Here is a 24,086-nt window from a genome sequence, read left to right as displayed (position 1 = left end):
AACTGTCCGAACAGACATCGGATCTGGTCCGATCCCCCCGAGTCGCGGAGTGTCCGGTCCAGTTGGAGTGCCGGGTCATCGCGAAGCACCCCTTCGGCGGCCCCGATATGCATGCCACCGCCTTCCAGGTCGAAGTGCTACGCGCCCATGTCGAGAAGGAACTCGCCATCCCGGGAACGCACCTACGTGGACCCGCTCGGGGGGACCCGCTGATCATGAAGTTCTGCGAGTTCTTCGGCGGTGGACGCAACGTGCACCCGTCGAGACTCGCCGAAGGCTGGAACATGCCGCACCAACTCCGGTCGACGGCCGTCTGACGGCTGGGCGTTCGGGGGACGACCAGGCTCCTGACCTGAAAGAGGGGACGGCTCAACTCAGCTGGCGCGGAGAGGACGCCTACGACGACGTCAGCGAGGTCTTGGCCAGCGGCTCACCTCCGTTCGCCGGAGGGGACCCCCGCCATCCCGTACTCATCCTGGTCGGCGGCGGCTCACCTCCGCTCGCGCGGAGAAGACAAGCACGTGGACCAGACGCTCGGCACGGACGGCGGCTTACCTCCGCTCGCGCGGAGAAGACGTCCTCCGACTCGAAGTCGTCGGGGTCGACCTCGGCTCACCTCCGCTCGCGCGGAGAAGACGCAACGGCCAGGTCCTGCACTGCTTCCTGTGCCGGCTCACCTCCGCTCGCGCGGAGAAGACCTTCCCGCGCTTCCCAGGACATCGACGGTGTCCGGCTCACCTCCGCTCGCGCGGAGAAGACGCCACGTTCACGAAACCTGCCTCGCCTGCCTCTGGCTCACCTCCGCTCGCGCGGAGAAGACATGATCCACTACGTGCCCGACCTGGACCGCTGCGGCTCACCTCCGCTCGCGCGGAGAAGACGCCTTGCCCTCCCGTATGTCGTCACCGACCGGCGGCTCACCTCCGCTCGCGCGGAGAAGACTCAGCCAGCCGTTCTCGACAAGCCGGCCGATGCGGCTCACCTCCGCTCGCGCGGAGAAGACGGAAGCGCGGCTCGTCATGGAGCCTCACTGACCGGCTCACCTCCGCTCGCGCGGAGAAGACGCACGCACAGTTGGGCCAGCGGCAGCGAGACGAGGCTCACCTCCGCTCGCGCGGAGAAGACGCCGACGCGGCTCTGGATAGCGCCGCGGACGACGGCTCACCTCCGCTCGCGCGGAGAAGACTCGTGGCCCGTTGCCAGGGTCACTCTGCGGGCCGGCTCACCTCCGCTCGCGCGGAGAAGACCCCTCGCCCCGGCTCTCCTGGCCCTGCGCGCCCGGCTCACCTCCGCTCGCGCGGAGAAGACAGGTGGGGGATGGCGGTTGGGTCCTCGGCGGGCGGCTCACCTCCGCTCGCGCGGAGAAGACGCGGAGTCCCAGTTCGAGGAGCGCGGCGAGGTCGGCTCACCTCCGCTCGCGCGGAGAAGACCCTTCCTGACCTGCACGGCTATGGGCACATTGCAATTCCTTTACGCATGATGCCATCCAGTCGCAGTGGTCATTCGGTGTGCTCGCTCGGATAGGCAGTGTAGATCCCCCGTGTCCCCTGTGTTCGGTGTTCTCGCTGCTCAGCGTCGTTGTCAGTGGTGCCTGATAGCAAGTACTCCATGACGGAGCCTCAAGGTGCGCTGCCTGCTTGTGCCTGCCCGGACCCTCGTCTGTGGGGAAAGGAGCACGGGCTCAGCCGTGCCTATCCGGTGATGTGCCATCTACTGGACGTGGCCGCGGTGTTCGCGGTGCTGTGGGATGAGCTTTTGGATGAACGGGCGCGTGGTCGCTTTGCCCAGCAGTTGGGCTTGGGTGTGGATGACTGTCGGTCGGTCTTGTCTCTGTGGGCTGGACTGCACGACCTTGGGAAGATCACTCCGGTGTTCCAAGCGCAGGTTCCCGAGTTGTTCGACGCTGTGCGTGATGAGCCCGAGTACCTGTTCGCGCCGGGGGCCGAACGGGATCGTGGCTTCCGGCACGAGATGGCGACCCACTGGTCTCTTGTCGGGCTGCTGGCCGATGCCGAGTATCCGAACCGGCGTGTCAAGGCGACATCGGAGGGTTCCGGTGCACCCTTGGCACACTGGGTGGCGCAACTTCTCGGCGGCCATCATGGCTTGTTCGGTGCGACGCTGTCGGCGTCTCACATGCGCTGTCCCAGCCGGTATCAGATGGGGTTGGGGGAGGAAGGCTGGGCTGGTCAACGGCGCCTGCACTTCGAGGAGTTACGACGGGTGACGGGTGCCCACGCTGTACCGACTGGCGCGCTGTCCGCTGATCTTGCGGTGGTTCTTGCGGGGCTGGTGATCACTGCCGACTGGCTGGCGAGTCAGACTCAGGCGATCGTTGCGGTGCGTCCTCCTGCCTCCTGGCAGGGGAGCCCCGACGAGATCGACGCGCACTTCAAGCGCGCCACGGCTGCCGCGCCAGGGCTGGTGGCGGCTGCCCGGCTGGGGCGAGCCAGCTTCGATGCCGCCGACTTCGGCGAGATGTTCCCTTTCGAACCCAATCCGTTGCAGGCAGATGTGGTCGCCCAACTTCCTGGGCTGGTGGCGCAGCACGGCTCGGGTTTGGTGCTGGTGACCGCGCCGACGGGGGACGGGAAGACCGAGGCCGCGCTGTACGCGGCCTCGGTGCTTGGCAGGGTGGCAGGCGCGCGCGGTCTGTATATGGCGCTGCCGACCATGGCGACGGCGGATGCGATGTTCGGGCGCGTCCGCTCGTTCGCCTCAGGCGCTCTTGGTGGTGAACGCGCGCTGACGCTGCTGCACTCCATGGCGTGGCTCAACCCGCTGTACGCGCAGGGTACGAGCGATGCCTCGGACGACGAACCACAGCAGTCCCCGGACACGATCAGTGCGGACGGTGCGACGGCAGTCGAGGCGGACGCCTGGCTGCGCGGGCCGAAGCGCGGCTTCCTGGCCCCGCTGTCGGTCGGCACGATCGACCAGGTGCTGAGCGGTGTCCTGCCGTTGCGCTACAACGTGCTGCGCCTGCTGGGCCTGTTCGAGAAGGTCTTCCTCGTGGATGAGGCTCATGCGTATGGGCCGTGGATGCACAAGCTGCTGTTGACCCTGCTGGAGTGGCTGGGCGCTTTCAGGGCCCCGGTGGTGCTGTTGTCGGCCACACTGACCGGCAGCACGGCGGCTTCGCTGGTCAACGCCTACCGCCGTGGTGCCGGGTTCGTGGAGTCGGCTGATATCGAGCCCCGCTATCCCGGCTGGCTGTATGCGAGCGCGGAGACCGGTGAGGTGTCGCTGCCGCGGACGACCAGTACCGGCCGCCCCCGCACGCTGGATGTCGCCGTGCGCCGTGTGGCCTGGGACGTGCTCTCGGCTGCTCCCGGCTCGCCTGTGAGCCCTGGCGGGCGGCGGGCGGCATTGAGGGAGGAGTTGCGGCCGGTGGTCGAGGAGGGCGGGACGGCGCTGGTGTGCTGTACGACGGTCGCCGAGGCACAGCGGACTTTCCGCGATCTGCGCGCGGCATTCCCTGAGTTGGCGGCCCGCGAGGGTGGTGTGCGTCTGCTGCATTCACGCTTCCCGGCCAACGCCAGGCAACGCATCACCACGGAGTGCGAGGCTGCGTACGGAAAGCCCCGAGACGGGGAGCGCGTGGGAGTGCGTGAGGCGTCCGTGCTGGTCGCCACGCAGGTGGTGGAGCAGTCCCTTGACCTCGACTTCGACCTGGTTGTCAGTGACCTTGCGCCGTTGGCGCAGTTGCTGCAGCGTGCGGGCCGTGGCCGCCGCCACCACAGGGGGCCGGGCGGGCGTCCGGCGTGGGCGCGTGCGGAGGACCGGCCCAGGCTGGTCGTTCTCGATCCGTTCCAGCGGGCGCAGAAGACGGACAAGCCGCTGAGCTGGGGGTCGGTCTACGACACCAGCCTGCTGATCCGTACCTCGCTTCTGCTGGCCGAACGGGCGGCGGGCGGGATCGTCGTGCCGGACGGGGTGCAGGAACTCGTGGACGCTGTCTACGCTCCCGACTTCGTCGACGGGCTGGATGCCGCCGCCAAGCAGGAGCTGCGAGTACTGGACGGCGAGCGCCTGGCGTCGACCATGGCGGAGACGGATCTCGCCGACATGGTCGACATCGGGGGACCTGGTGACATCCAGGGAAATCTGCACCTCATCAGTCGTCAACTCGAAGGAGTCACCGAGGAGTTGCTCACCACCCGGCTGGGTGCCGATACGGGCCGTGTCCTGTGCGTTTATGTCCAGGAGGACGGACGGCAGACCCTCGACACGGCTGGTGCCGTGCCTGTGCCCGGCGCCGAAGGACGCCCCTTGAACCGGGACGCCATAGCCCGCATCGTCGCCCACGTGGCGCCGGTGCCCGGCAAGTGGGTCAGGGACGCCGCCTCGATGAGCCTCCCTGACGCCTGGGGCAAGTCCTCCGCCCTGCGGGACCTGACGGTGCTGTTGATGACCAAGGCTGGGGATGGCCTGTGGAGCTGCCGCTGCGGCGACCGGACGATCGGCATCTCCGAGGTCGGAATCGAGCAACTATGACCGATTCCTTGAAACAGGACTCCTACAACAGCAGCCTTTGGTAGCGTCCAAGTATGCCCGGTCCTGGGGGACTTGAGGGAGTACGCCTACTTTCGTAGGCAAGGGGTTGGCTGTCTGTGGCCGTTTCACAACGGCAGCCGGTTCACCCCCGCTCGCGCAGGGACCCCACCCTCATTCTGTACCTCCTCGGGAGCCCCATGCCCGCAACCATGAACATCCTCGAAGAGTCCTTGTTTCCCGTGCGCTGGTCACCGGATGCCGAGGGCCACGCGGGCAGCGCGCCTCCTCGCGTGGGCCTGCTCGACCTGCTGCTGCGCAGTCACGAGATCGAGGGGCTCGCCGTCCCGGACGCACCCGCCCACTCCGCGCTCCTGCGCATCCTGTATGCGCTGACCGCGCGCGTGACCGGCCTGGACGAGGCGAAGGACGGCCCGGACAACTGGCAGTTCTTACGCGATGAGGTACTGGAAGAAGGACGCCTTCCCCAGAAGGGAATCGAGGACTACTTCGCCCGCTACCGGGATCGGTTCTTCCTGTTCGATCTGGAGCCGGGCGGTCGGCCCTGGATGCAGGATCGACGACTGAAGGACCAGTGCGACCCGTCCAACACGGCCGGGGTGAACAAGTTGGTGGTGACGCGACCCTCTGGCAACAATTTTTCCTGGTTCACACACGCCAGCGATCCACGCCCTGACCTGCCGACCGCGGCGGAGGCGGTCCTCAACCTGTTGACATGGCACTACTACGGGCCGTCCGGGCGCTGCTCGGCCCGCGAAGTCAACGGTGTCACGAGCGCCAGCGCCAAGGCGGGCCCCCTGCGCACCAGCCTCTCGTATCACCCTGAGGGGGACACGCTCTTCGAGACGCTGCTCGCCGGTCTCGTACCACCAGCGCGGGGGGTTGAGGCGGAACGCGATCAGTGTCCGTGGGAGTGGGACGAACTGCCCGACCCTGATGAGCAACCGCCCGCCCTGACGGGCCCGTGCTCGCGGCTGACGGCCGGCTCCATGCACGCTCTGCTGCTCGTCCCCGACCCGGAGGACAGCGAGCGGGTGCGGGACGCCTACATCACCTGGGCCTACCGCACCGGGCGCGGCACCCGACCGGACGACGCCTACCTGATCTGGCAGATCAGCAAGCAGGGCAACCCCTACCCGCGCCCTGCCGACGCCCATCGGGCTCTGTGGCGGGACCTGGACGCACTGCTGCTGATCGATCCGCCCGGCGTTGCGCAGCCACGACGGCCCGCCGTCTTCGAATGGGCCATCGAGGTATCGCCTGAATCATCTGAACTGCGCGTGCGGGCGCTGGGGTTCGAGCAGGACGGGCAGGCCAAGGACACCCAGTTCGTGGACGCTGTCACCCCGCCCGTGCTCGGCTTCGTGGAGAAGCGCTCGGCCCGCACCCAGCCCGCCGTAGGGCGGCTGCGGGCGCTCGGGGAGCGGTTCGGTAACCGGCTGGACCGGGCTCTGCGCCGGGCCTGGCGCACGTATGTGAACGATGCGAAGGACAGCGCGGAGGCCTGGGCCCAGGAGGGAGCCGCCCGGTACTGGCCTGCCGCGGAACGGGCGTTCTGGGACCGGTTCGCTCTGCTGGACCGGACCGGGACCGCGCTCGACGGCGGCCTGGACGCCGCAGCCGCTCGAACGTCGTTCCTTCAGCTTGCCATGCGTGCCTTCGACGACGTCACTGCCTCGGCGGCCCGCACACAGCGCGGTGCGAAAGCGGTAGAGGAAGCCCGTATCGAACTGTTCTGCGACCGCCGTGGCAAACCCCGTCCGTCCTGACGTCGCCCGAGCCGTACGACAGCGAAGGAGATTCACCAGTGACCACTGTTTCACGCCCTCCCCGCACCTCCGTTCCCTCCCAACGCTCCGTGGGTACGCCCCGACTGACCGGTTACCGGAAGTTCACCGACGCGGTCCTGCACATGTGCGAGCGTGAGCCGGGCGCCCGCGCCGCTCTACGCTCCGGTGTACGCAAGGACCTCGACGCTGTGCCGCGTATGCACCGGGTCATCGCTCACCTCGTCCCGACGGACGTCAGCGACGACATGCAGAGGGCGTATTACGCCATCGCGGCCATGATCGCCGAGCAGGCCCGCAGGCAGGGCGCCATCGCGGACGACACGGTCGACTCCGCCGACGACGAAGCCGCCGAGCCCAGCGCCGAGGTGCCACCCGCAACGGCGGCGACGTCTGCGGAGGAGAGCGATGACGGCGGGCGGGATTACGGTACGAGCCTCGGAGTCGCGTTCGCCCTGGCCGTCATCAACAGTCCCGGCCGGGACCGCCAGATGCGGCGTGGCGCGGCGGAGAGCCGCCTGAACATCCTCTGCAAGCAGGGCGTCACGGGCCTGCACCGGCACCTGCCTGCGTCCGTCCGCTACCTGCGGTCTCTGGACGTGCCCGTGGACTGGGCGCGACTTCTGCAGGACCTCGTCGACTGGCGACGGCATTCCGGACGCGTCACACGCCGCTGGCTGCAGGACTTCTACCGCCACTGCCAGGAAGACGCCCGCAACGAAGCGGACAAGCGCGACAGCGACGAGGTCGCCCAGCCGACGGGAGCCACCGACGACTGATCCGCCCGCCCCACACCACAGGCACCCCACTTCACCACCCACACCTGCCAGTTCGTTCAGCAAGGAGATCTCCATGACGGCCAAGCCCCCCGCCCGTTTCATCTGCGTCCACGTCCTGCAGACCGTGCCCTTCGCCAACCTCAACCGGGACGACACCAATTCGGTCAAAACCGTCCAGTACGGGGGCGTTCTGCGTACCCGGGTCTCGAGCCAGTGCTGGAAGCGGGCCGTGCGGACCGAGTTCCAAAAGCGCATCGGGCAGATGGCGCTGCGCACGCGCCGGATCGGCGAGCGCGTCGCCCGCCTGCTGGCCGAAGAGCGGGGCTGGCCAGAGGACTTGGCCGCGCGGGCCGGCGCGCATCTCGCCGCCGCGAGCGGCATCAAGTTCGAACTCGAGGAGAAGGACAAGCAGGTCCAGGTCAACAAGGTCATCGGCAATGCGCTGGTGTACGTGCCGCAGACCGCCGTCACCGAGCTCGCCGACCTGGCCGCAGAGCACCGGGCGGAGCTGGAGAAGGCCAAGGACATCAAGAAGTCCAGTGACAAGAGCGTCCTGCCCAAGGACCGGGTGACCGCCATCTTTCGAACCCGCAACGGCGTGATCAACCTCTTCGGCCGGATGCTCGCCGAGGTCGACGACGCGGGCGTCGACGGCGCGGTCCAGGTCGCCCACGCCATGACCACCCACCCCACCGACATCGAGATCGACTACTTCTCCGCCGTCGACGACGTCACCGACGAATGGAACGACTCCTCCGGCAGCGGCCACATGGGCCACGCCGAGTTCAGCGCCGGCACCTTCTACCGCTACACCACCATCGACCTCGAAGAACTCACCGCCAACCTCGGCGGCGACGCCGCAGCCACACGGGAGTTGACCGAAGCCTTCCTGCACTCCTTCATCAAGTCCCTCCCGCAGGCGAAGAAGAACTCCACCGCCCCCCACACGCCGCCGGACCTCATCCACCTCACCGTCCGCGCCGACCGGCCGCTCTCCCTGGCGGCGGCCTTCGAAAAGCCCGTCCAGACGGCCCCCGACGGCGGATACGCCGCCGCCTCCCGCGGCACCCTCGCCGAATACGCCGATGCCGTGAACACGTTCATGGGCAACGAGGGCATCCTCCACGCCGGCTGGACCGGTCTGGACGCCAAGGACCACGACGGCCTCGGACACCGTCACGCCTCCCTCAACGGCCTGATCACCGCGGCCCTCGAGACCGCGTTCGCCCCCGGCGGCTCCGGAGCCGCCGCGTGAGCACCCCGACCACCGAGCCCGCCGCAACCGCCCCGCCGGAACCGGGCCTGCTGCTTCATCTGAGCGGTCCGCTGCAGTCATGGGGTCGGCACAGCCACTTCAACCAGCGCGACACCGCCGCGTTCCCGACCCGCTCCGGCATCATCGGCCTCCTCGCAGCGGCAGTGGGCCGCTGCCGGGGCGAGCCGATCGACGACCTCGCCCACCTGCGGATCGCCGTCCGCGTGGACCGCCCCGGCGTTCTCCTACGAGACCTGCACACGGTCGGTGGTGGCCTGCCCCCCTCCGAGACAGTGACCACGGCCGAGGGCAAGAAGCGCTCCGGGAAGGCCACTACCTTGCTGTCCCACCGCTACTACCTCGCCGACGCCGCGTTCACCGTGGCCATCACGTCCCCGCCGGACACCCCAGCACAGGCCGACCTCCTCCAGGAGTACGCCGGCGCACTGAACGCTCCGCGCTGGCCGCTCTACCTTGGCCGACGCGCCTGCCCACCGACCGGCCCCCTGCTGCTGGGCACCCTCGACAATGCCCTCCACCACCTGGTGCACCTGCCCATCGCCGCCACCGCCCCACGCTCCGGCAGCGCCATCCGCGCAGTGGAGGTCCTCGCCGGCCAACCGCTCGACCAGCTCCCCTTGCCCACCTCCACCGACGCCTCCGACCCAGCCGACGCGGCCCACCCGACCGGACGCATCAACGACCAGCCCACCACCTTCCACCCGCGCCGACGCACACACCAGACAAGGCCCCTGTACCGGCGCACCTTCACCCCGCCCCCCACCCAGTGGGGCGGACTCGGCACCGACTACCTCACAAGCCTGGCCACCTACCTCAACAAGGTCCGGCCCACCAACACCAGGGAAGGGAGCCACCGATGAGCACCCTCTGGCTGACCCGCATCGTCCCGAGCCCCGCCTCCCACGACGCGCGCCGCGACCTCGGGGACACCGTCGCACTCCATCGGCGGCTGATGGCCCTCTTCCCCGACAATGCCGGGCCCGACCCGCGCGCCGCCCTCGGTGTCCTCCACCGTATCGACGACGCCCCCACCGGCTCCTACGTTCTCCTGCAGTCCCGCCACCAGCCCGACCTCAGCCGCCTGCCCAAGAACTACGGCCGAGCCGCCACCCGCGAACTCACCCCTCTGCTGGCCGCGTTGCGCTCCGGAGCACACATCAACTTCCGCTGCACCGCCAGCCCCGTACGCAAGCCCGGCGCCACCACCCGTGCGCTGTACAACCTCCCTGCCGTCGTCCCGCTCCACGGCGCCCACGCCGACGAGTGGTGGCTACGGCAAGCGGACACCGCCGGACTGAAAGTCCTCACCCTCAACGCTCAGCCACTGGACAGCGCCGCCGGCGTCCGCGGCCATCGTGGCAGCGGCGACCAGCAGCGTGTCCGCCACGCCCGTACACGCTTCGACGGCACCGCCGTCATCATCGACCCCGACCTGCTCCGCACAAAGATCACCGAAGGTATCGGGCGAGGCAAGGCCTACGGCTGCGGGCTGCTGACCATCGCCCCCTCCCGCGGCGGAACGGCATGAACGCTCCACCCGCCACCACAGCGCGCCGAAGACTCGCAGCCCCCACCGTCGCCATGCTGCCCCGCATCGCCGACTCCCTGTCCTTCCTCTACCTGGACGTCGTTCGAGTCCTCCAGGACGACACCGGAGTCTGCGCCGAGGTGACCAGCGAACGACGCGGCAGGGAAACGGTGTACTTGCCCACCGCCGCGCTCAGTTGTGTCCTTCTCGGCCCCGGAACCTCCATCACGGCACGAGCCCTGGCCACCCTTGCCCGGCACGGCACCACGGTTCTCGTCACCGGCTCCGGCGGCGTCCGCTGCTACGCCGGAGCCCAGCCGGACTCCCTGAGTACCACTTGGCTCGAGCGTCAAGCCCGCTCCTGGGCCAACGACAGCCTCCGCCTTGCGGTGGCCACCGCCATGTACGAAAAACGCTTCGGCGCCGGTACCGTCCCGCCCGGCACCACGCTGGAGCAACTACGCGGCATGGAAGGCCAACGCGTCAAAGCCCAATACCGGATCCTCGCCCAGCAGTACAAGATCGGCCGCTTCCGACGCGCCTACGACCCCGCACAATGGCACGAGCAGGACCCGGTCAACCTCGCGTTGTCCTCAGCCAACACCTGCCTGTACGGCATCGTCCACGCCGCCATCCTCGCCCTCGGCTGCTCTCCCGCACTCGGCTTCGTCCACAGCGGCAACCAGCAAGCCCTCGTCTACGACATCGCCGACCTCTACAAAGCCCAACTCACCATCCCCCTGGCCTTCTCCCTCCACGCCTCCACCAACCCCGAAGCAGAGGCCCGCCGCTCCTTCCGCGACGGACTACGCCTGTTCCGTCTCCTACCGCGAATCGTCCACGACATCCAGGAACTCCTCGACCCCGACGGCACCGGAGAAGCCCCCGACCCCGAGGAGCAACTGGTCGACCTCTGGGACCCAGTAGCCGGATCCCTCCCCGGAGGAGCCAACCACGGAGTCGGGCCATGACCGTTCACCGCCCGGAGGTCCAGCCGCCATGACCTCGATGATCATCCTGTCCGCCTCCGCTGTCCCCGACCACCTGCGCGGCGCCCTCACCCGCTGGCTTCTGGAAGTCACACCCGAGTTGTACATCGGCACGGTCTCGGCCCGAGTCCGCGACGAACTCTGGGAATCCGTCACCGCCTGCGCCGCGGGCGGCACCGCCGTACTGGCCTACCCCAGCAACAACGAGCAGGGCTTTGAACTACGCACCGCCGGCGCCCAACGCCGAACACCGGTCGACTTCGACGGGCTAACGCTCGTATCCTTCACGAGAGATCGCAAAGAACCGGCAAACCGACCCTAACGGTGCAGGCCAGAAAGGGTCTTCTCCGCGCGAGCGGAGGTGAGCCGAACTACGAGAAGGCGTTCGAGAAGCGCCTGGAGTCTTCTCCGCGCGAGCGGAGGTGAGCCGACCAGAACAGACTTCACCATGACCACCAGCCAGTCTTCTCCGCGCGAGCGGAGGTGAGCCGCCACAGAGACCAGGAGGGAGTCGGAGCAGATGGTCTTCTCCGCGCGAGCGGAGGTGAGCCGTGCGCCCCTCGGGCACGAGGAAGTCGTACAGAGTCTTCTCCGCGCGAGCGGAGGTGAGCCGCCACGAAGTCGGCGTGATCGAGTGGATCGACTGTCTTCTCCGCGCGAGCGGAGGTGAGCCGTCCTACGGCATCGAAGCCGCCCGAGCCCAACTGTCTTCTCCGCGCGAGCGGAGGTGAGCCGCATCACCGCAGGTAACGAATCGATCTCACGACGTCTTCTCCGCGCGAGCGGAGGTGAGCCGACACAGGGGCTGACCGCGCGGCACCTCCCGGAGTCTTCTCCGCGCGAGCGGAGGTGAGCCGCTCCCGTACCGGCAGTTCCCGAAGCGCAACCGGTCTTCTCCGCGCGAGCGGAGGTGAGCCGCCCACCTGGCCAGGGTCGGCCGCCTGTCCGGCGTCTTCTCCGCGCGAGCGGAGGTGAGCCGCAGCTCACCGGCGTCACCCGCCGCACCCTGTCGTCTTCTCCGCGCGAGCGGAGGTGAGCCGCGTCCGCAGGTTGGTCGAGTAGCGCGGATCGCGTCTTCTCCGCGCGAGCGGAGGTGAGCCGTGACCACCCCGGCCCCCCAGGACCAGGAGCCGGTCTTCTCCGCGCGAGCGGAGGTGAGCCGTGACCACCCCGGCCCCCCAGGACCAGGAGCCGGTCTTCTCCGCGCGAGCGGAGGTGAGCCGACCTTGATCATGTTGGCGCGGGACTTGCGCGAGTCTTCTCCGCGCGAGCGGAGGTGAGCCGCTCGAGGTCGCCGGTGAACTCGCCGCGGAGGAGTCTTCTCCGCGCGAGCGGAGGTGAGCCGCGGTACAGGCCGCCGAGGGCAAGGACGCCAACGTCTTCTCCGCGCGAGCGGAGGTGAGCCAGCCGGGCGTCGGGTTCAGCGGGATCAGATTGAGTCTTCTCCGCGCGAGCGGAGGTGAGCCGCCATCGACATCCTGGAGAAGTACGCCCACCCCGTCTTCTCCGCGCGAGCGGAGGTGAGCCGAGAATCGGGAGAGCGCGATGCCTTACGACATGGTCTTCTCCGCGCGAGCGGAGGTGAGCCGCCAGCGGTGAACACGGCGTCCGCCAGGGCAGCGTCTTCTCCGCGCGAGCGGAGGTGAGCCGTTCTCGGCCAGGATGCCGGTTTCGGTGGTCTGGTCTTCTCCGCGCGAGCGGAGGTGAGCCGACATCCGGCGCTCGATGACCTCCGCAGCAGCCGTCTTCTCCGCGCGAGCGGAGGTGAGCCGGCGGGGTGGAGGCTCAACGACCTGGAGCCGGTGTCTTCTCCGCGCGAGCGGAGGTGAGCCGGACACCGAAGGGGCCACGGTCTCCGTCACCGTGTCTTCTCCGCGCGAGCGGAGGTGAGCCGCGCCCATGTAATGCCGGTAGATGAGAGGCCACGTCTTCTCCGCGCGAGCGGAGGTGAGCCGCACCTCCACGCACAGGCCCTTTCTGCTGGTGCGTCTTCTCCGCGCGAGCGGAGGTGAGCCGGGGTTGGTGGACGCGGGGCGCTGGGGGCGAGGGTCTTCTCCGCGCGAGCGGAGGTGAGCCGGCGTACATGGGCGCACAACTCGTCCTGGTGGAGTCTTCTCCGCGCGAGCGGAGGTGAGCCGTGGGTTCGCGCCTTGTGGACGAGATCGGGGTCGTCTTCTCCGCGCGAGCGGAGGTGAGCCGTCCAGCGGGCTCGGGCCGTTCGCGGCGTAGACGTCTTCTCCGCGCGAGTGGAGGTGAGCCACGTCAGCCAGGCCGACGTTCGTGACGGCGTCCGTCTTCTCCGCGCGAGCGGAGGTGAGCCGATCGGCAGTTCGGCGGTCTTGCGGTAGTCGATGTCTTCTCCGCGCGAGCGGAGGTGAGCCGGCGAGCTGGACGTTGCCACTCGCCGAGGAGAAGTCTTCTCCGCGCGAGCGGAGGTGAGCCGTTCACCCCAAACCCCCGCACACCCGGACAGAGGTCTTCTCCGTGCGAGCGGAGGTGAGCCGTCCGGCAGGGCGCGCTTGGCGTCGGTAGAGGTGTCCTCTCTGCGCGAGCGGAGGTGAGCCCCGACGGCCCGAGCACCGCCCGCGCCGTCGAGCCCAGAAGCGCCGAATTCACGCGGATTCCACCTGGAGTGCACCGGCCCGCTGGGGATTGTCAGTGGCGCGTGCTCTCATGGGAGCCATGATCGAAGATCCCGAATCCATCGACGAGTTTCTCGCCCACGGCACCTCCGACGTCGAGGAAGCCATCCGTGCCGCAGCCGCCGCCGAGATCACGCCACGCTTCCGCCGACTCGCCGCGCACGAGGTGGACGAGAAGAGCGGGCCGCACGACCTGGTCACGGACGCCGACCGCAAGGCCGAGGAGTACTTGAGCGAGGCGCTCCCCAAGCTGCTGCGCGGTTCCGTCGTCGTGGGCGAGGAAGCCGTCCACCTCAACCCGGCGACGTACGAAGCGCTGCACGGCGACGCCCCGGTGTGGATCGTCGACCCGGTCGACGGCACCCGCCAGTTCGTTCACGGCGACCCCGGCTTCTGCACCCTCGTCGCGCTCGCCCAGGGCGGCGTCGTGCGCGCCTCCTGGACCTACGCGCCGGCCCACGACCAGCTCGCCTGGGCGATACGGGGCGGGGGCGCGTTCCTCGACGGCGAGCGTCTGCGCTCCGGCTCGCCGGAGCCGGGCCGCGACCTCGACGTGGCCACGTCCCACCCGCTCTACACGACGGACGAGCAGAAGCGCGCGCTCTTCGGCCTCCAGACGCAGGGCGTCCGCCCGCGCCCGTGCGGCTCGGCAGGCCTGGAGTACCTGCAGATCGCCCAGGGCCGACTGGACGCCCTCGCCTTCTCCTGGGAGGCGGCCTGGGATCATGCGGCGGGTCTCCTCCTGGTCGAGGAGGCAGGCGGAGTGCATCTCACCCTGACGGGTGAACCGTTCCGTATCACGGGTGGCAACGCCCTGCCGTTCACGGCGGCCCGCGACGAGGCGACCGCCCGCCGGGTACTGGATCTGCTGACCGGCAGGGCCGACGCCGAGACCGGCGAAGGCTGACGTGCAGGGAGGACCACGGACCCCGAGCCACGCGACGGCCCACCGGAATCCCTGGCCGGAGGCGGTTCCCCGCGCCCCTGGAGGTGTCGGTCCCCGGGCCTATCCTGATGTTCATGTGGCCGTCGGCTGACGAAGGAGTCCGAAGGTGCCGTCGATGCTCGATGCGGTCGTGGTGGGGGCGGGGCCCAACGGGCTGACGGCCGCCGTGGAGCTGGCCCGGCGCGGCTGCTCCGTGGCCGTCTTCGAGGCGCGCGGCACGATCGGCGGCGGCGCCCGCACGGAGGAGCTGACCCTGCCCGGCTTCCGGCACGACCCGTGCTCCGCCGCGCACCCCCTCGGGATCAACTCACCCGCGTTCAGAGCGCTGCCCCTGGAGCGGTACGGTCTGCGTTGGCTGCATGCCGACCTGCCGATGGCACATCCCTTCCCGGACGGCACGGCCGCGGTGCTGTCCCGCTCCGTGTCCGAGACCGCCGCCTCCTTCGGACCGCGCGACGCGGGGGCTTACCGCCGCCTGGTGGCGCCCTTCCTGACCCGCTGGGACACGCTCGCCAAGGACTTCATGTCCCTGCCGCTGAGCGCGCTGCCCCGCGACCCCTTCACCCTGGCCCGCTTCGGCCTCGCGGGCCTGCCCCCGTCGACGTGGCTGCTGCGCCGCTTCCGCGGTGAGCGGGCCAAGAGCCTGTTCGCCGGGCTCGTCGCCCATGTGATGGCCCCCCTCGACGGCCTCGCCACCAGCGCGATCGGACTGGTCTTCGCGCTGGCCGCGCACGCCCGCGGCTGGCCGGTGGCCCAGGGCGGTTCCCAGGCGATCTCCGACGCGCTCGCCGCGTACCTCGAGGACCTCGGCGGCGCCCTCCACACCGACTACGAGGTCAAGCGCCTCGACGACCTGCCCCCCGCGCGTGCCTACGTCTTCGACACCTCGCCCACCGCACTGGCCCGTATCGCGGGCCTCGGCAGGTACTACGACGGGTTCCGGTACGGCCCCGGCGTCTTCAAGATCGACTACGCGCTGGACGGCCCGGTGCCATGGGCAGCGAGGGAACCCCGCGTCGCGGGCACCGTGCAGATCGGCGCGAACAGCGCGGAGATCGGCGCCGCCCTGCGCGCCGCCTCCCGGGAGGGCCGCGCCCCCGAGGCGCCGTTCCTCATCACCGTGCAGCCCAGCATCGCCGACCCCACCCGGGCCCCCGCGGGCAAGCAGGTCTTCTGGGCGTACGGCCATGTGCCCAACGGCTGGCAGGGAGACCTCACCGACGCCATCGAACGCCAACTGGAGCGCTTCGCACCGGGCTTCCGTGACCGCGTCCTCGCGCGCGCCACCGCAGGACCGCCCGAACTGGCCGCCCGCAACGCCAACTACGTCGGCGGCGACATCGCCTCCGGCGCGGCGTCCGGCCTGCGACTCCTGCTGCGCCCCAAACCCTCGCTGTTCCCGTACAGCACCCCGCACCCCGCCGTCTTCATCTGCTCGTCGGCGACCCCGCCGGGCCCCGGAGTACACGGCATGTCAGGGCACAACGCGGCGAAGGCCGTGTGGCGGAGGCTGAGACAGCGATGACCACCATCCTCTTGGGGCAGCGATGACCACGATCGTCCTGGTACGGGGCGACATCACCCGCCAGAGCGCCGACGCGATCGTCAACGCCGCCAACTCCTCCCTGCTCGGCGGGGGAGGCGTGGACGGCGCGATCCACCGCCGCGGCGGACCCGCGATCCTCGCGGACTGCCGCGCCCTTCGCGCCTCCCACTACGGCAAGGGCCTGCCCACCGGCCAGGCGGTTGCCACGACAGCGGGCGAGCTGGACGCACGCTGGGTGATCCACACGGTCGGCCCGCGCTTCCTCCCCGAGGAGGACCGGTCGGAGTTGCTGGCCTCCTGCTACCGGGAGTCGCTGCGCGTCGCGGACGAACTCGGCGCCCGCAGCGTCGCGTTTCCCGCCGTCTCCGCCGGTATCTACGGGTGGCCGATGGACGATGCCGCCCGGATCGCGGTGGAGACGGTACGAGCCGTGGAGACGGCGGTCGAGGAGGTCAGGTTCGTGCTCTTCGACGAGCGGGCGTACGAGGCGTTCGCCGCGCGGCTTCGCTGACGGCTGACGGAGGCTCCCACCCCGAGGACGCACCTCGAACCGGCCCGCGCGGCATCAGGTCTCGGGGAGCGTCCGAGTTGCCCGGACCGTAGCGTGAAGGGACGGGTCGTGAAGGGACGGACAGGAAGCGAAGGGCGAGGAGCGAGGGAGAAACGAAGGCCGACGAGGAGAGGTGGCGATGTCGGTGCTGGACTACGCGGCATTGTTCGCCGCCACACCGAGCCCCTACCTGGTGCTGGACCCCGACCTGGTGATCGTGGAAGTCAACCAGGCATATCTCGACGCGACCCGTACCACCCGCGACGACCTGCTCGGACGGCATATCTTCGACGCCTTCCCGCGCGACCCGTACGACCCGGAGGGCGAAGGGGTGCCGACCCTGAACGCCTCGCTCCAGCGCGTCCTGGCCACGCGGAAGCCCGATGCGCTGGCCTTCATGAAGTACGACATCCCCGTCAGGGGCCGCCCCGGCACCTTCGAGGAGCGGTGGTGGTCCCCGATCAACACACCGGTCCTCGGCACCGACGGGAAGGTGGCCTGGATCATCCACCGGGCGGAGGACGTGACCGCGTACGTACACATGCATGGCACCGAGGAGGAGGTGTCGCCCGAGCCGCCCTCCGAGCGCGTGGCCCTGGAGGCCGAGCTGTACGCGCGGGCGCGGCAGCTCCAACGGCTGAACGAAGAGCTGCGGCAGGCCCACACCCGCGAACGCCATGTGGCCCTCGCGCTCCAGGAAGCCATGCTCCAGTCGCCCGACCTCTCCCGGCACAAGGATGTGGCGGTGCGCTATCTGCCCGCCACCGGCTCGCTGAACGTGTGCGGCGACTGGTTCGACGTGGTCGACCTGCCCGACGGTTCCTTCGCGGTGGCCGTCGGTGACGTCGTCGGGCACGGACTGGAGGCCGCCGCCGTCATGGGGATGCTCCGCAGCGCGCTGAGCGCCGCCATCCGGGCGCTGGGGCGGCCCGCCCAGGCCCTTGAGGTGCTCGGCCTGTACGCCCGCTCGGTGGAGGGGGCGCTGAACACCACGGCCGTCAAGGCCATGGTGGACCCCCGCAGCAATCTGATCGTCTACAGCAGCGCGGGACATCCGCCGCCCATCCTCGTCCGTCCTGACGGCGGATACGCCCTGCTGGACCAGGCCACCGACCCGCCGCTGGGCGCCCGGCCGCAGCACGTGGTCCGCCCTCAGGCCGTACACCCCTACAGCCCGGGGGACACCCTCGTGCTCTACACGGACGGGCTGATCGAACGGCGCCGCGAGCACATCGACGAGGGGCTGACCCGGCTTGCCGAGGCCGCCTGTCGGTACAGCACCCTCGCCCCGGAGGCCATGGCCGACGCCGTGCTCGCGCGACTGGGAGTGACCGGCGGCGCCCGGGACGACATCGCCCTGGTCATCGTGCGCCTGTGACGCCTCGATCGTGAAGGCGGGCCTCCTACGGCGCCCGCATCTGGGAGGGTGTCACCGGGGTAACGACAGGTCGGCCGACGTACATGTCGGATTCTCGCCAGATCGGCCGCCGCCGGTGGTCGATGCTGGAGGCATGCGGAACGGGATGCACACCGACCAGGAGCGCTGCGTGCGCGCCGTCCAGTCCAAAGACGCACGCTTCGACGGGTGGTTCTTCACCGCGGTGGTGACCACGCGGATCTACTGCCGACCCAGTTGCCCGGTCGTGCCGCCGAAGCCGGAGAACATGACGTTCTACCCGAGCGCGGCAGCCTGCCAGCAGGCCGGATTCCGGGCCTGCAAGCGGTGCCGCCCGGACACCAGCCCCGGCTCGCCCGAGTGGAACCAGCGCGCCGACCTCGTCGCACGCGCGATGCGGCTGATCGCCGACGGTGTCATCGACCGCGAGGGCGTGCCCGGCCTCGCCGCCCGCCTCGGCTACAGCACCCGCCAGGTCGAGCGCCAGCTCCTGGCCGAGCTGGGTGCCGGGCCGCTCGCGCTCGCCCGTGCCCAGCGCGCCCAGACGGCCCGGCTGCTCATCGAGACGACCGCGCTGCCCATGGCGGAGGTCGCGTTCGCGGCCGGGTTCTCCTCGATCCGCACCTTCAACGACACCGTCCGTGAGGTCTTCGCGCTCTCCCCGAGCGAACTGCGCAGCCGCCACCCGAAACAGCCGGTGACCACCCCCGGCGTCCTCGCCCTGCGGCTGCCCTTCCGCGCCCCGCTCAACCCCGACAACCTCTTCGGCCACCTCGCCGCGACGGCCGTACCCGGCGTGGAGGAGTGGTGCGACGGCGCGTACCGGCGCACACTGCGGCTGCCGTACGGCCACGGGATCGTGGCGCTGGCCCCGCGGCCCGACCACATCGCCTGCCGCCTCACCCTCAGTGACATGCGCGACCTGCCCGTCGCCATCAGCCGGTGCCGCCGCATGCTCGACCTGGACGCCGACCCGGTCGCCATAGACGACCAACTGCGTACGGACCCGCTGCTGGCTCCCCTGGTCGACAAGGCCCCCGGCCGCCGGGTGCCGCGTACGGTGGACGAGGCCGAGTTCGCCGTACGGGCCGTCCTGGGCCAGCAGGTCTCCACCTCCGCCGCGCGCACCCACGCGGCCCGCCTGGTCACCGCGCACGGCGAACCGGTCGAGGACCCCGAGGGCGGGCTCACCCACCTCTTCCCCTCGCCAGGTGCGCTGGCCGCGCTCGACCCCGCATCGCTCGCGATGCCGCGCACCCGCCGTACGACCTTCACCACCTTGGTGAACCAACTCGCCGACGGATCACTGCACTTGGGCGTCGAGAGCGACTGGGAGGAGAGCCGTGCGCGGCTGCTCTCCCTGCCCGGCTTCGGTCCCTGGACCGTCGACGTGATCGCGATGCGCGCCCTCGGCGACCCCGACGCGTTCCTGCCCACCGACCTCGGCATCCGCCGCGCCGCACAGCAACTGGGCCTGCCGTCCACGCCCGCCGCGCTCACGGCACGCGCGGCGGCCTGGCGGCCGTGGCGGGCGTACGCGGTCCAGTACCTGTGGGCGACCGACGGCCACCCGATCAACTTCCTCCCTGTATAAGGGAATCCAAGGGGCTGAAGCCCATGAGGCAGTCAATGAAGCAGTCAATGAAGCAACCCGTGACACAGCCCATGTCACGGCCCATGACGCAGACGACGAAGACGCGGACGACGATGATGCACACGACGACAGCGAAACAACACACCGTGATCGACAGCCCGTACGGGCCCCTGACTCTCGTCGCCACGGACGGCGTCCTGTCCGGCCTGTATATGACCGACCAGCGCCACCGCCCGCCCGAGGAGAGCTTCGGCGACCGCGACGAGACGCCCTTCGCCGAGACGATCGACCAACTGGAGGCCTACTTCTCCGGCGATTTGAAGGAGTTCACCCTCGAACTGCGCCTGGACGGAACCCCGTTCCAGCGCCGCGTCTGGGAGCAACTACGCCTGATCCCCTACGGCGAGACCCGCTCGTACGGCGAACTGGCCGACGCACTCGGCAATTCGGGCGCCTCACGCGCGGTCGGACTCGCCAACGGCAAGAACCCCATCGGCATCATCGTGCCCTGCCACCGCGTCGTGGGCGCGAACGGCAGCCTCACGGGCTACGGCGGCGGCCTGGACCGCAAGAAGCGCCTGCTGGACTTCGAGAGCGGCGCGGCCCTCTTCTAGCCCTGGTCTAGCTCTGGCGCTCTCCACCGTGGTCGCCGAGCGTGCGCAGCAGCGCGGGCAGGGCCGTGCCGATCGGCTCGCGTACGACCTCGTCGGCCCGGTGGTCGTACGGCGTGGGCTCGGCGTTGACGATGATCAGCCGGGCCCCGTGGTCCGCGGCCACCCCGGCGAGCCCGGCGGCGGGCTGCACCTGAAGGCTGCTGCCGACCGCGATGAACACCGTGCAGGCCTTGGTGATGGCGACGGCCTCGCCCAGCACCACCGGGTCGAGCCGCTCGCCGAACATCACCGTCGCCGACTTGAGGATCCCACCGCACTCCAGACACGGCGGATCCTCCTCACCCGCGTCGACCCGCGCGAGGACGTCCTCCATGGGCCCGCGCGCATGACATCGCGTACAGACGACGCTGTGCACGGTGCCGTGCAGCTCCAGCACCTTGCGGGCGGGCATCCCGGCGAGCTGGTGCAGCCCGTCCACGTTCTGCGTGATCACCCGCACCGGCACCCCGGACCGCTCCAGCTCCGCCACGGCCAGGTGCGCGGCGTTCGGCTCGGCCCGCAGCGCCCGGTTCCCCCGACGCATCTGCCAGGACCGTCGCCGGATCTCCGGATCGCCCATGTAGTACGCGTACGTCACGAGCTTCTCGGCCTCCGGATCCCGCCGCCACAGCCCGTTCGGACCGCGATAGTCGGGGATACCGGAATCGGTGGAGATACCCGCGCCGGTGAGAATGGCGACGAGGGGCCTGTTCAGGGGCATGCGGCGAGCGTAGAACGCCTGCCCGCGCAGGGCGAACGGAATTCGAAGCGCACCCCCGACCCGTTCGAAATTCACTGGCCGACGGGAGGCGGTCGGTCCCACCCTGAACGCCATGGAAGAACCGACACGCAGAATCCGCGCACGCCACACGGCATCCACGATCACCGTCTACCAGGCGTACTCCCCGGAGCTGGGCGACCCCGCGGTGCGCCAGGGCCGCTTCCCCGCCGCGTGGAAGCGGGACCGGATGACATGGATCAAGCCGTCGTTCCTGTGGATGATGTACCGCTGCGGCTGGGGTACGAAGCCGGGGCAGGAGACCGTCCTGGCCGTCGAGATCACCCGTGATGGCTTCGAGTGGGCGCTGCGCCATGCGTGTCTGTCCAGTTACGTACCCGGGCTGCACCCCGACCACCCCACCTGGCAACGGGAGTTGAAGCGTTCACCGGCCCGCGTCCAGTGGGACCCGGAGCGCGATCTGCGCCTCCGGCCCCTGCCCTACCGTTCACTTCAACTCGGGCTCTCCGGCGAGGCCGTACGGCGCTACGCGGACGAGTGGACGGTCTCCATCAGCGATGTGACGCCGCTCGCCCACGAGATCCACGCCCTCGTCAGCGACGGGGACTTGGACTCCGCGACCCGACTGCTGCCCGAGGAACGGCCCTACCCCGTCGAGGACGCACTGATCACTCACTTGCACGGGTGACAGGAGCCGTCACCACGCCCCCGTCGCTCGCATGCGGGTACGGCGCCCAGGTGTGTGCGCTGTCGCGAGGGCCGATACCTCGGTGTCTTGCGGTCGGTCAGAGCGTCGCGGAGGGGCAGAAGGGGCCGCCGTCGCGGAACGCCAGTCGTGCGAAGTTCTCGGCGATGCGGCGGTGTCCGGCGGGATCCGGGTGGATGTCGTCGGGCAGCGGGAGTTCGGCGTAGTCCTTCTCGCCGTACAGATCACGGCCGTCGAGGTAGTGCAGGTTCGGGTCGTCGGCCGCCCGTTGAGCGACGATCCGGGCGAGTTCGGCGCGGATGACGGTGAGCGTCAGCCGCCCGGCGGCGCGTTCGGCGGGATCGCCGGTGGCCTTGAAGCGCAACCTGCCGCCGTCGAAGGCGGGCGCGAGCGGGCCGGGGGTGTCCTCCTGGACCGGGCACAGGATGGAGGAGACGACCAGCAGCGGTGTGGTCGGATGGCCCTCGCGGAGGGTGTCGAGGAAGCCGTGGACCGCGGGCCCGAAGGCGCGCAGACGCATCGCGTCGGCATTGACGACATTGATGCCGATCTTGAGGCTGATCATGTCCGCGGGGGTGTCACGCATCGCGCGCGCGGTGAACGGGTCGAGCAGCGCGCTGCCGCTGAACCCGAGGTTGATCAGCTCCACTTCGCCTTGTGCGGCGGCCAGGGCCGGCCAGATGGCCGTCGGGTGGGCGGCGTTCGAACCGTGGCTGATGGAACTGCCGTGGTGCAGCCACACCTTGCGTCCGTTCTCCCGCGCGGGCTCGACCGGGGCATCGGTGCGCAGGGCGATCAGCTCGGTGACCTCCACATGCGGAAGCCAGATCTCGACGCTCTTGTCACCCGTCGGCAGATCGGTGAACCGGGCGGTGCCGGAAGGACCTTCGCGCAGTTCGACGGCCTGGGTGGCCATGTCGATCATGTGGACGTTGCCGCCGGGCACCGTGGTCCGGGCGGTGAGACGGCCATCGATCACCAGGTCGTACACGCCGTCCGCCGGGGCCGGGTAACCGCGGTACGCCCTCTTGGTGGGCAGCGTGTCGAGTTCGATCGTGGTGGCCCGGGTACGGAAGACCAACCGCACACCGGAGGGCTGGGCCTCGGCCAGGGCCAGTTGGCCGTCGGGGAACTGACGGCGCGCCCGTGCGGGCAGCCGATGCGGCAGCAGGCCGTGCGCCGTGCGTTCCAGGTCGAGGAAGCCGCGCAGGAGGTCCGCGGTGATGGGCGTACTGATCCAGTCGTGCTCGGTGTTCATTGCCTCAACCTGTTGATCAAGTGATACGGACGGGGTGCCGAGGTCAGGACGTGGTCCGGCTCCGCAGCAGGATGTCGAGGGAGTCCACGACCCAGGCCCAGGACTCCTGCGCGTCGACGGCGGTGTGGCTGAAGCCTCCGGCCATCTCCAGGCTGACGTAGCCGTGGAAGACGCTGCCCAGCATCCGGACCGCGTGCGTCTGGTCCGGCTCCGTCAGGTCGTAGCCGCGCAGGATCGCCCGCGTCATCTGCGCGTGCCGAACGCCTGCACTGGCGGCGGCAGTTGCCGGGTCGAGTCGTAGCCGGGCGGCGTCATAGCGACCAGGGTGCTCCCGGGCGTAGTCGCGATAGGCGTCGGCGAAGGCGGCCAGGGCGTCCTTGCCCGCGCGCCCGGCCAGGGCGGCGGCGACCCGGTCGGCGAGTTCCTCCAGCGCGAACAGGGCGATCCTGGTCTTGAGGTCCTGGGAGCTCTTCAGATGCGAGTACAGACTCGCGACCTTGACGTCGAACCGCCGGGCGAGCGCCGAGACGGTCACGTTCTCGAACCCGACCTCGTCGGCCAGTTCCGCCCCCGCCAGGGTCAGCCGCTCAGGGGTCAGCCCCACTCGAACCATAGCCTTCCTCCCATTCAGCGACAACGATTATGCAGTTACCTAATATCTTTAGGCAAGCTTGGGTGTCTCGGGCGTCTCAGGTGCGCAGACCTCGCACGCCGCGATGTGCTTCGCGTCCTTCCGTAGCCCCAGCCGGGCCTGCTCGGGAGCGACGGGCATGGTGTCGCGCCGGGGCGCGGTGCAGTCGGCGCGGTGGATGAGCGCGGGCTTCGGGTGATGGGGGTACGGCTTGGGCTCGATGACGTATCCGGTGCCGACCTGCCCGGTCGCGACCTTCCCGGTTCTGGCGTTCTCGGTCGTCGTCCGGGCCGCGGCGGCCTCGGCGCGCGTAAGAGCCGCGCGGACGGCGTCGCGTTGGAGGCGCAGATAGACGCCGAGGGTCTCGTTGTCGGCGAGCTGTTCCTCGAGGTGCCTCAGAATCGCCCGCAGGCGCGGTGCGTCGGGCGGCAGCGCGGACATGGCACTTCCTGGACTCGCGGACAGCATGCCTGCTGAGCCTGTACAAGATCGTCGGGGAACGGTCGCATGACCGAATTCAATCATACGTTCGAATTTCGAGGGGAGCGCAG

At 69.8% G+C, this 24,086-nt stretch carries 20 protein-coding genes and 2 CRISPR repeat arrays; of the genes, 16 read left to right on the top strand and 4 right to left on the bottom strand.

Annotated features, from left to right (window positions below; genetic code table 11):
- From NGF19_RS18230 to NGF19_RS18160, 15 genes are all read left to right on the top strand, one after another.
- Positions 1–317 (top strand): flavin reductase family protein (locus tag NGF19_RS18230; RefSeq protein ID WP_505016633.1); only part of this gene is annotated, 317 nt, incomplete at its 5' end.
- A 169-nt stretch (positions 318–486) separates the two neighbouring features.
- A CRISPR array of direct repeats spans positions 487–1,430; the repeat unit is 29 nt; unit sequence CGGCTCACCTCCGCTCGCGCGGAGAAGAC.
- A 178-nt stretch (positions 1,431–1,608) separates the two neighbouring features.
- Entirely contained in the window at positions 1,609–4,497 is a 2,889-nt protein-coding gene (locus tag NGF19_RS18225; protein ID WP_252426009.1) for a CRISPR-associated endonuclease Cas3'', read from the top strand.
- Between the two features lie 197 nt (positions 4,498–4,694).
- Positions 4,695–6,284 (top strand): type I-E CRISPR-associated protein Cse1/CasA, encoded by a 1,590-nt coding sequence (gene casA, locus NGF19_RS18220; protein ID WP_252426008.1) that lies wholly within the window; start codon positions 4,695–4,697, stop codon positions 6,282–6,284.
- Between the two features lie 38 nt (positions 6,285–6,322).
- Positions 6,323–7,081, top strand: a complete 759-nt coding sequence (casB, locus tag NGF19_RS18215) for a type I-E CRISPR-associated protein Cse2/CasB (RefSeq protein WP_252426007.1) — start codon at positions 6,323–6,325, stop codon at positions 7,079–7,081.
- Positions 7,082–7,154: 73 nt separating this feature from the next.
- Complete coding sequence (gene cas7e / locus NGF19_RS18210) at positions 7,155–8,336, top strand: type I-E CRISPR-associated protein Cas7/Cse4/CasC (RefSeq protein WP_252426006.1); 1,182 nt, start codon at positions 7,155–7,157, stop codon at positions 8,334–8,336.
- A complete protein-coding gene (gene cas5e / locus NGF19_RS18205) occupies positions 8,333–9,217 on the top strand; it encodes a type I-E CRISPR-associated protein Cas5/CasD (RefSeq protein ID WP_252426005.1) in 885 nt (294 codons plus the stop codon). Before cas7e ends, cas5e begins: the two co-directional genes overlap by 4 nt.
- On the top strand, positions 9,214–9,885 hold the full coding sequence (cas6e, locus tag NGF19_RS18200) for a type I-E CRISPR-associated protein Cas6/Cse3/CasE (protein ID WP_252426004.1): 672 nt from the start codon (positions 9,214–9,216) through the stop codon (positions 9,883–9,885). The genes cas5e and cas6e overlap by 4 nt, the downstream gene beginning before the upstream one ends.
- The gene (cas1e, locus tag NGF19_RS18195; RefSeq protein WP_252426003.1) at positions 9,882–10,856 is read left to right on the top strand and encodes a type I-E CRISPR-associated endonuclease Cas1e; all 975 of its coding nucleotides are present in this window, start codon (positions 9,882–9,884) and stop codon (positions 10,854–10,856) included. Before cas6e ends, cas1e begins: the two co-directional genes overlap by 4 nt.
- Positions 10,857–10,884: 28 nt before the next feature.
- Positions 10,885–11,196, top strand: coding sequence for a type I-E CRISPR-associated endoribonuclease Cas2e (gene cas2e, locus NGF19_RS18190; protein ID WP_252426002.1), 312 nt, complete (start codon positions 10,885–10,887; stop codon positions 11,194–11,196).
- A gap of 18 nt (positions 11,197–11,214) precedes the next feature.
- A CRISPR array of direct repeats spans positions 11,215–13,439; the repeat unit is 29 nt; unit sequence GTCTTCTCCGCGCGAGCGGAGGTGAGCCG.
- Between the two features lie 117 nt (positions 13,440–13,556).
- Positions 13,557–14,423: an inositol monophosphatase family protein gene (locus NGF19_RS18185; protein WP_252426001.1), complete on the top strand. Its 867-nt coding sequence runs from the start codon at positions 13,557–13,559 to the stop codon at positions 14,421–14,423.
- Positions 14,424–14,577: 154 nt separating this feature from the next.
- Positions 14,578–15,987: a phytoene desaturase family protein gene (locus NGF19_RS18180; protein ID WP_252426000.1), complete on the top strand. Its 1,410-nt coding sequence runs from the start codon at positions 14,578–14,580 to the stop codon at positions 15,985–15,987.
- Positions 15,988–16,009: 22 nt separating this feature from the next.
- Positions 16,010–16,519, top strand: coding sequence for an O-acetyl-ADP-ribose deacetylase (locus NGF19_RS18175; protein ID WP_252425999.1), 510 nt, complete (start codon positions 16,010–16,012; stop codon positions 16,517–16,519).
- A gap of 178 nt (positions 16,520–16,697) precedes the next feature.
- A complete protein-coding gene (locus NGF19_RS18170; protein WP_252425998.1) occupies positions 16,698–17,936 on the top strand; it encodes a SpoIIE family protein phosphatase in 1,239 nt (412 codons plus the stop codon).
- Between the two features lie 145 nt (positions 17,937–18,081).
- Positions 18,082–19,548, top strand: a complete 1,467-nt coding sequence (locus NGF19_RS18165; protein ID WP_252426023.1) for an AlkA N-terminal domain-containing protein — start codon at positions 18,082–18,084, stop codon at positions 19,546–19,548.
- An 83-nt stretch (positions 19,549–19,631) separates the two neighbouring features.
- Complete coding sequence (locus NGF19_RS18160) at positions 19,632–20,162, top strand: methylated-DNA--[protein]-cysteine S-methyltransferase (protein ID WP_252425997.1); 531 nt, start codon at positions 19,632–19,634, stop codon at positions 20,160–20,162.
- Positions 20,163–20,169: 7 nt separating this feature from the next.
- Here the strand turns inward: NGF19_RS18160 and NGF19_RS18155 are convergent, their stop codons facing one another.
- Positions 20,170–20,916 (bottom strand): SIR2 family NAD-dependent protein deacylase, encoded by a 747-nt coding sequence (locus NGF19_RS18155; RefSeq protein ID WP_252426022.1) that lies wholly within the window; start codon positions 20,914–20,916, stop codon positions 20,170–20,172.
- Between the two features lie 118 nt (positions 20,917–21,034).
- Between NGF19_RS18155 and NGF19_RS18150 the strand changes: the two genes are divergently transcribed.
- Entirely contained in the window at positions 21,035–21,628 is a 594-nt protein-coding gene (locus NGF19_RS18150; protein WP_252425996.1) for a DUF4291 domain-containing protein, read from the top strand.
- Between the two features lie 97 nt (positions 21,629–21,725).
- Here the strand turns inward: NGF19_RS18150 and NGF19_RS18145 are convergent, their stop codons facing one another.
- Genes NGF19_RS18145 through NGF19_RS18135 form a run of 3 tightly spaced genes read right to left on the bottom strand, consistent with a single transcriptional unit; the run spans position 21,726 to position 23,976 of the window.
- A complete protein-coding gene (locus NGF19_RS18145; RefSeq protein ID WP_252425995.1) occupies positions 21,726–22,904 on the bottom strand; it encodes a GDSL-type esterase/lipase family protein in 1,179 nt (392 codons plus the stop codon).
- Between the two features lie 43 nt (positions 22,905–22,947).
- Positions 22,948–23,517, bottom strand: coding sequence for a TetR/AcrR family transcriptional regulator (locus tag NGF19_RS18140; protein WP_252425994.1), 570 nt, complete (start codon positions 23,515–23,517; stop codon positions 22,948–22,950).
- 48 nt (positions 23,518–23,565) lie between these two features.
- Positions 23,566–23,976 (bottom strand): DUF6233 domain-containing protein, encoded by a 411-nt coding sequence (locus NGF19_RS18135; protein WP_252425993.1) that lies wholly within the window; start codon positions 23,974–23,976, stop codon positions 23,566–23,568.
- Positions 23,977–24,086 lie beyond the last annotated feature (110 nt).

It is taken from the genome of Streptomyces macrolidinus (genome assembly GCF_023887685.1).
GTDB classification, from domain to species: domain Bacteria; phylum Actinomycetota; class Actinomycetes; order Streptomycetales; family Streptomycetaceae; genus Streptomyces; species Streptomyces macrolidinus.
The sequence above is the reverse complement of the archived record's forward strand: the minus strand, read 5'-3'. Positions and strand labels throughout refer to the sequence as shown.

Bases quoted from the DNA above. Each gene is read 5' to 3' on its own strand.
- NGF19_RS18225 (WP_252426009.1), top strand. From the start codon at position 1,609: ATGACGGAGCCTCAAGGTGCGCTGCCTGCTTGTGCCTGCCCGGACCCT.
- casA (WP_252426008.1), top strand. From the start codon at position 4,695: ATGCCCGCAACCATGAACATCCTCGAAGAGTCCTTGTTTCCCGTGCGC.
- cas7e (WP_252426006.1), top strand. From the start codon at position 7,155: ATGACGGCCAAGCCCCCCGCCCGTTTCATCTGCGTCCACGTCCTGCAG.
- cas6e (WP_252426004.1), top strand. From the start codon at position 9,214: ATGAGCACCCTCTGGCTGACCCGCATCGTCCCGAGCCCCGCCTCCCAC.
- cas1e (WP_252426003.1), top strand. From the start codon at position 9,882: ATGAACGCTCCACCCGCCACCACAGCGCGCCGAAGACTCGCAGCCCCC.
- cas2e (WP_252426002.1), top strand. From the start codon at position 10,885: ATGACCTCGATGATCATCCTGTCCGCCTCCGCTGTCCCCGACCACCTG.
- NGF19_RS18185 (WP_252426001.1), top strand. From the start codon at position 13,557: ATGATCGAAGATCCCGAATCCATCGACGAGTTTCTCGCCCACGGCACC.
- NGF19_RS18180 (WP_252426000.1), top strand. From the start codon at position 14,578: ATGCTCGATGCGGTCGTGGTGGGGGCGGGGCCCAACGGGCTGACGGCC.
- NGF19_RS18175 (WP_252425999.1), top strand. From the start codon at position 16,010: ATGACCACGATCGTCCTGGTACGGGGCGACATCACCCGCCAGAGCGCC.
- NGF19_RS18170 (WP_252425998.1), top strand. From the start codon at position 16,698: ATGTCGGTGCTGGACTACGCGGCATTGTTCGCCGCCACACCGAGCCCC.
- NGF19_RS18165 (WP_252426023.1), top strand. From the start codon at position 18,082: ATGCACACCGACCAGGAGCGCTGCGTGCGCGCCGTCCAGTCCAAAGAC.
- NGF19_RS18160 (WP_252425997.1), top strand. From the start codon at position 19,632: ATGACGCAGACGACGAAGACGCGGACGACGATGATGCACACGACGACA.
- NGF19_RS18150 (WP_252425996.1), top strand. From the start codon at position 21,035: ATGGAAGAACCGACACGCAGAATCCGCGCACGCCACACGGCATCCACG.
- NGF19_RS18145 (WP_252425995.1), bottom strand. From the start codon at position 22,904: ATGAACACCGAGCACGACTGGATCAGTACGCCCATCACCGCGGACCTC.
- NGF19_RS18140 (WP_252425994.1), bottom strand. From the start codon at position 23,517: ATGGTTCGAGTGGGGCTGACCCCTGAGCGGCTGACCCTGGCGGGGGCG.
- NGF19_RS18135 (WP_252425993.1), bottom strand. From the start codon at position 23,976: ATGTCCGCGCTGCCGCCCGACGCACCGCGCCTGCGGGCGATTCTGAGG.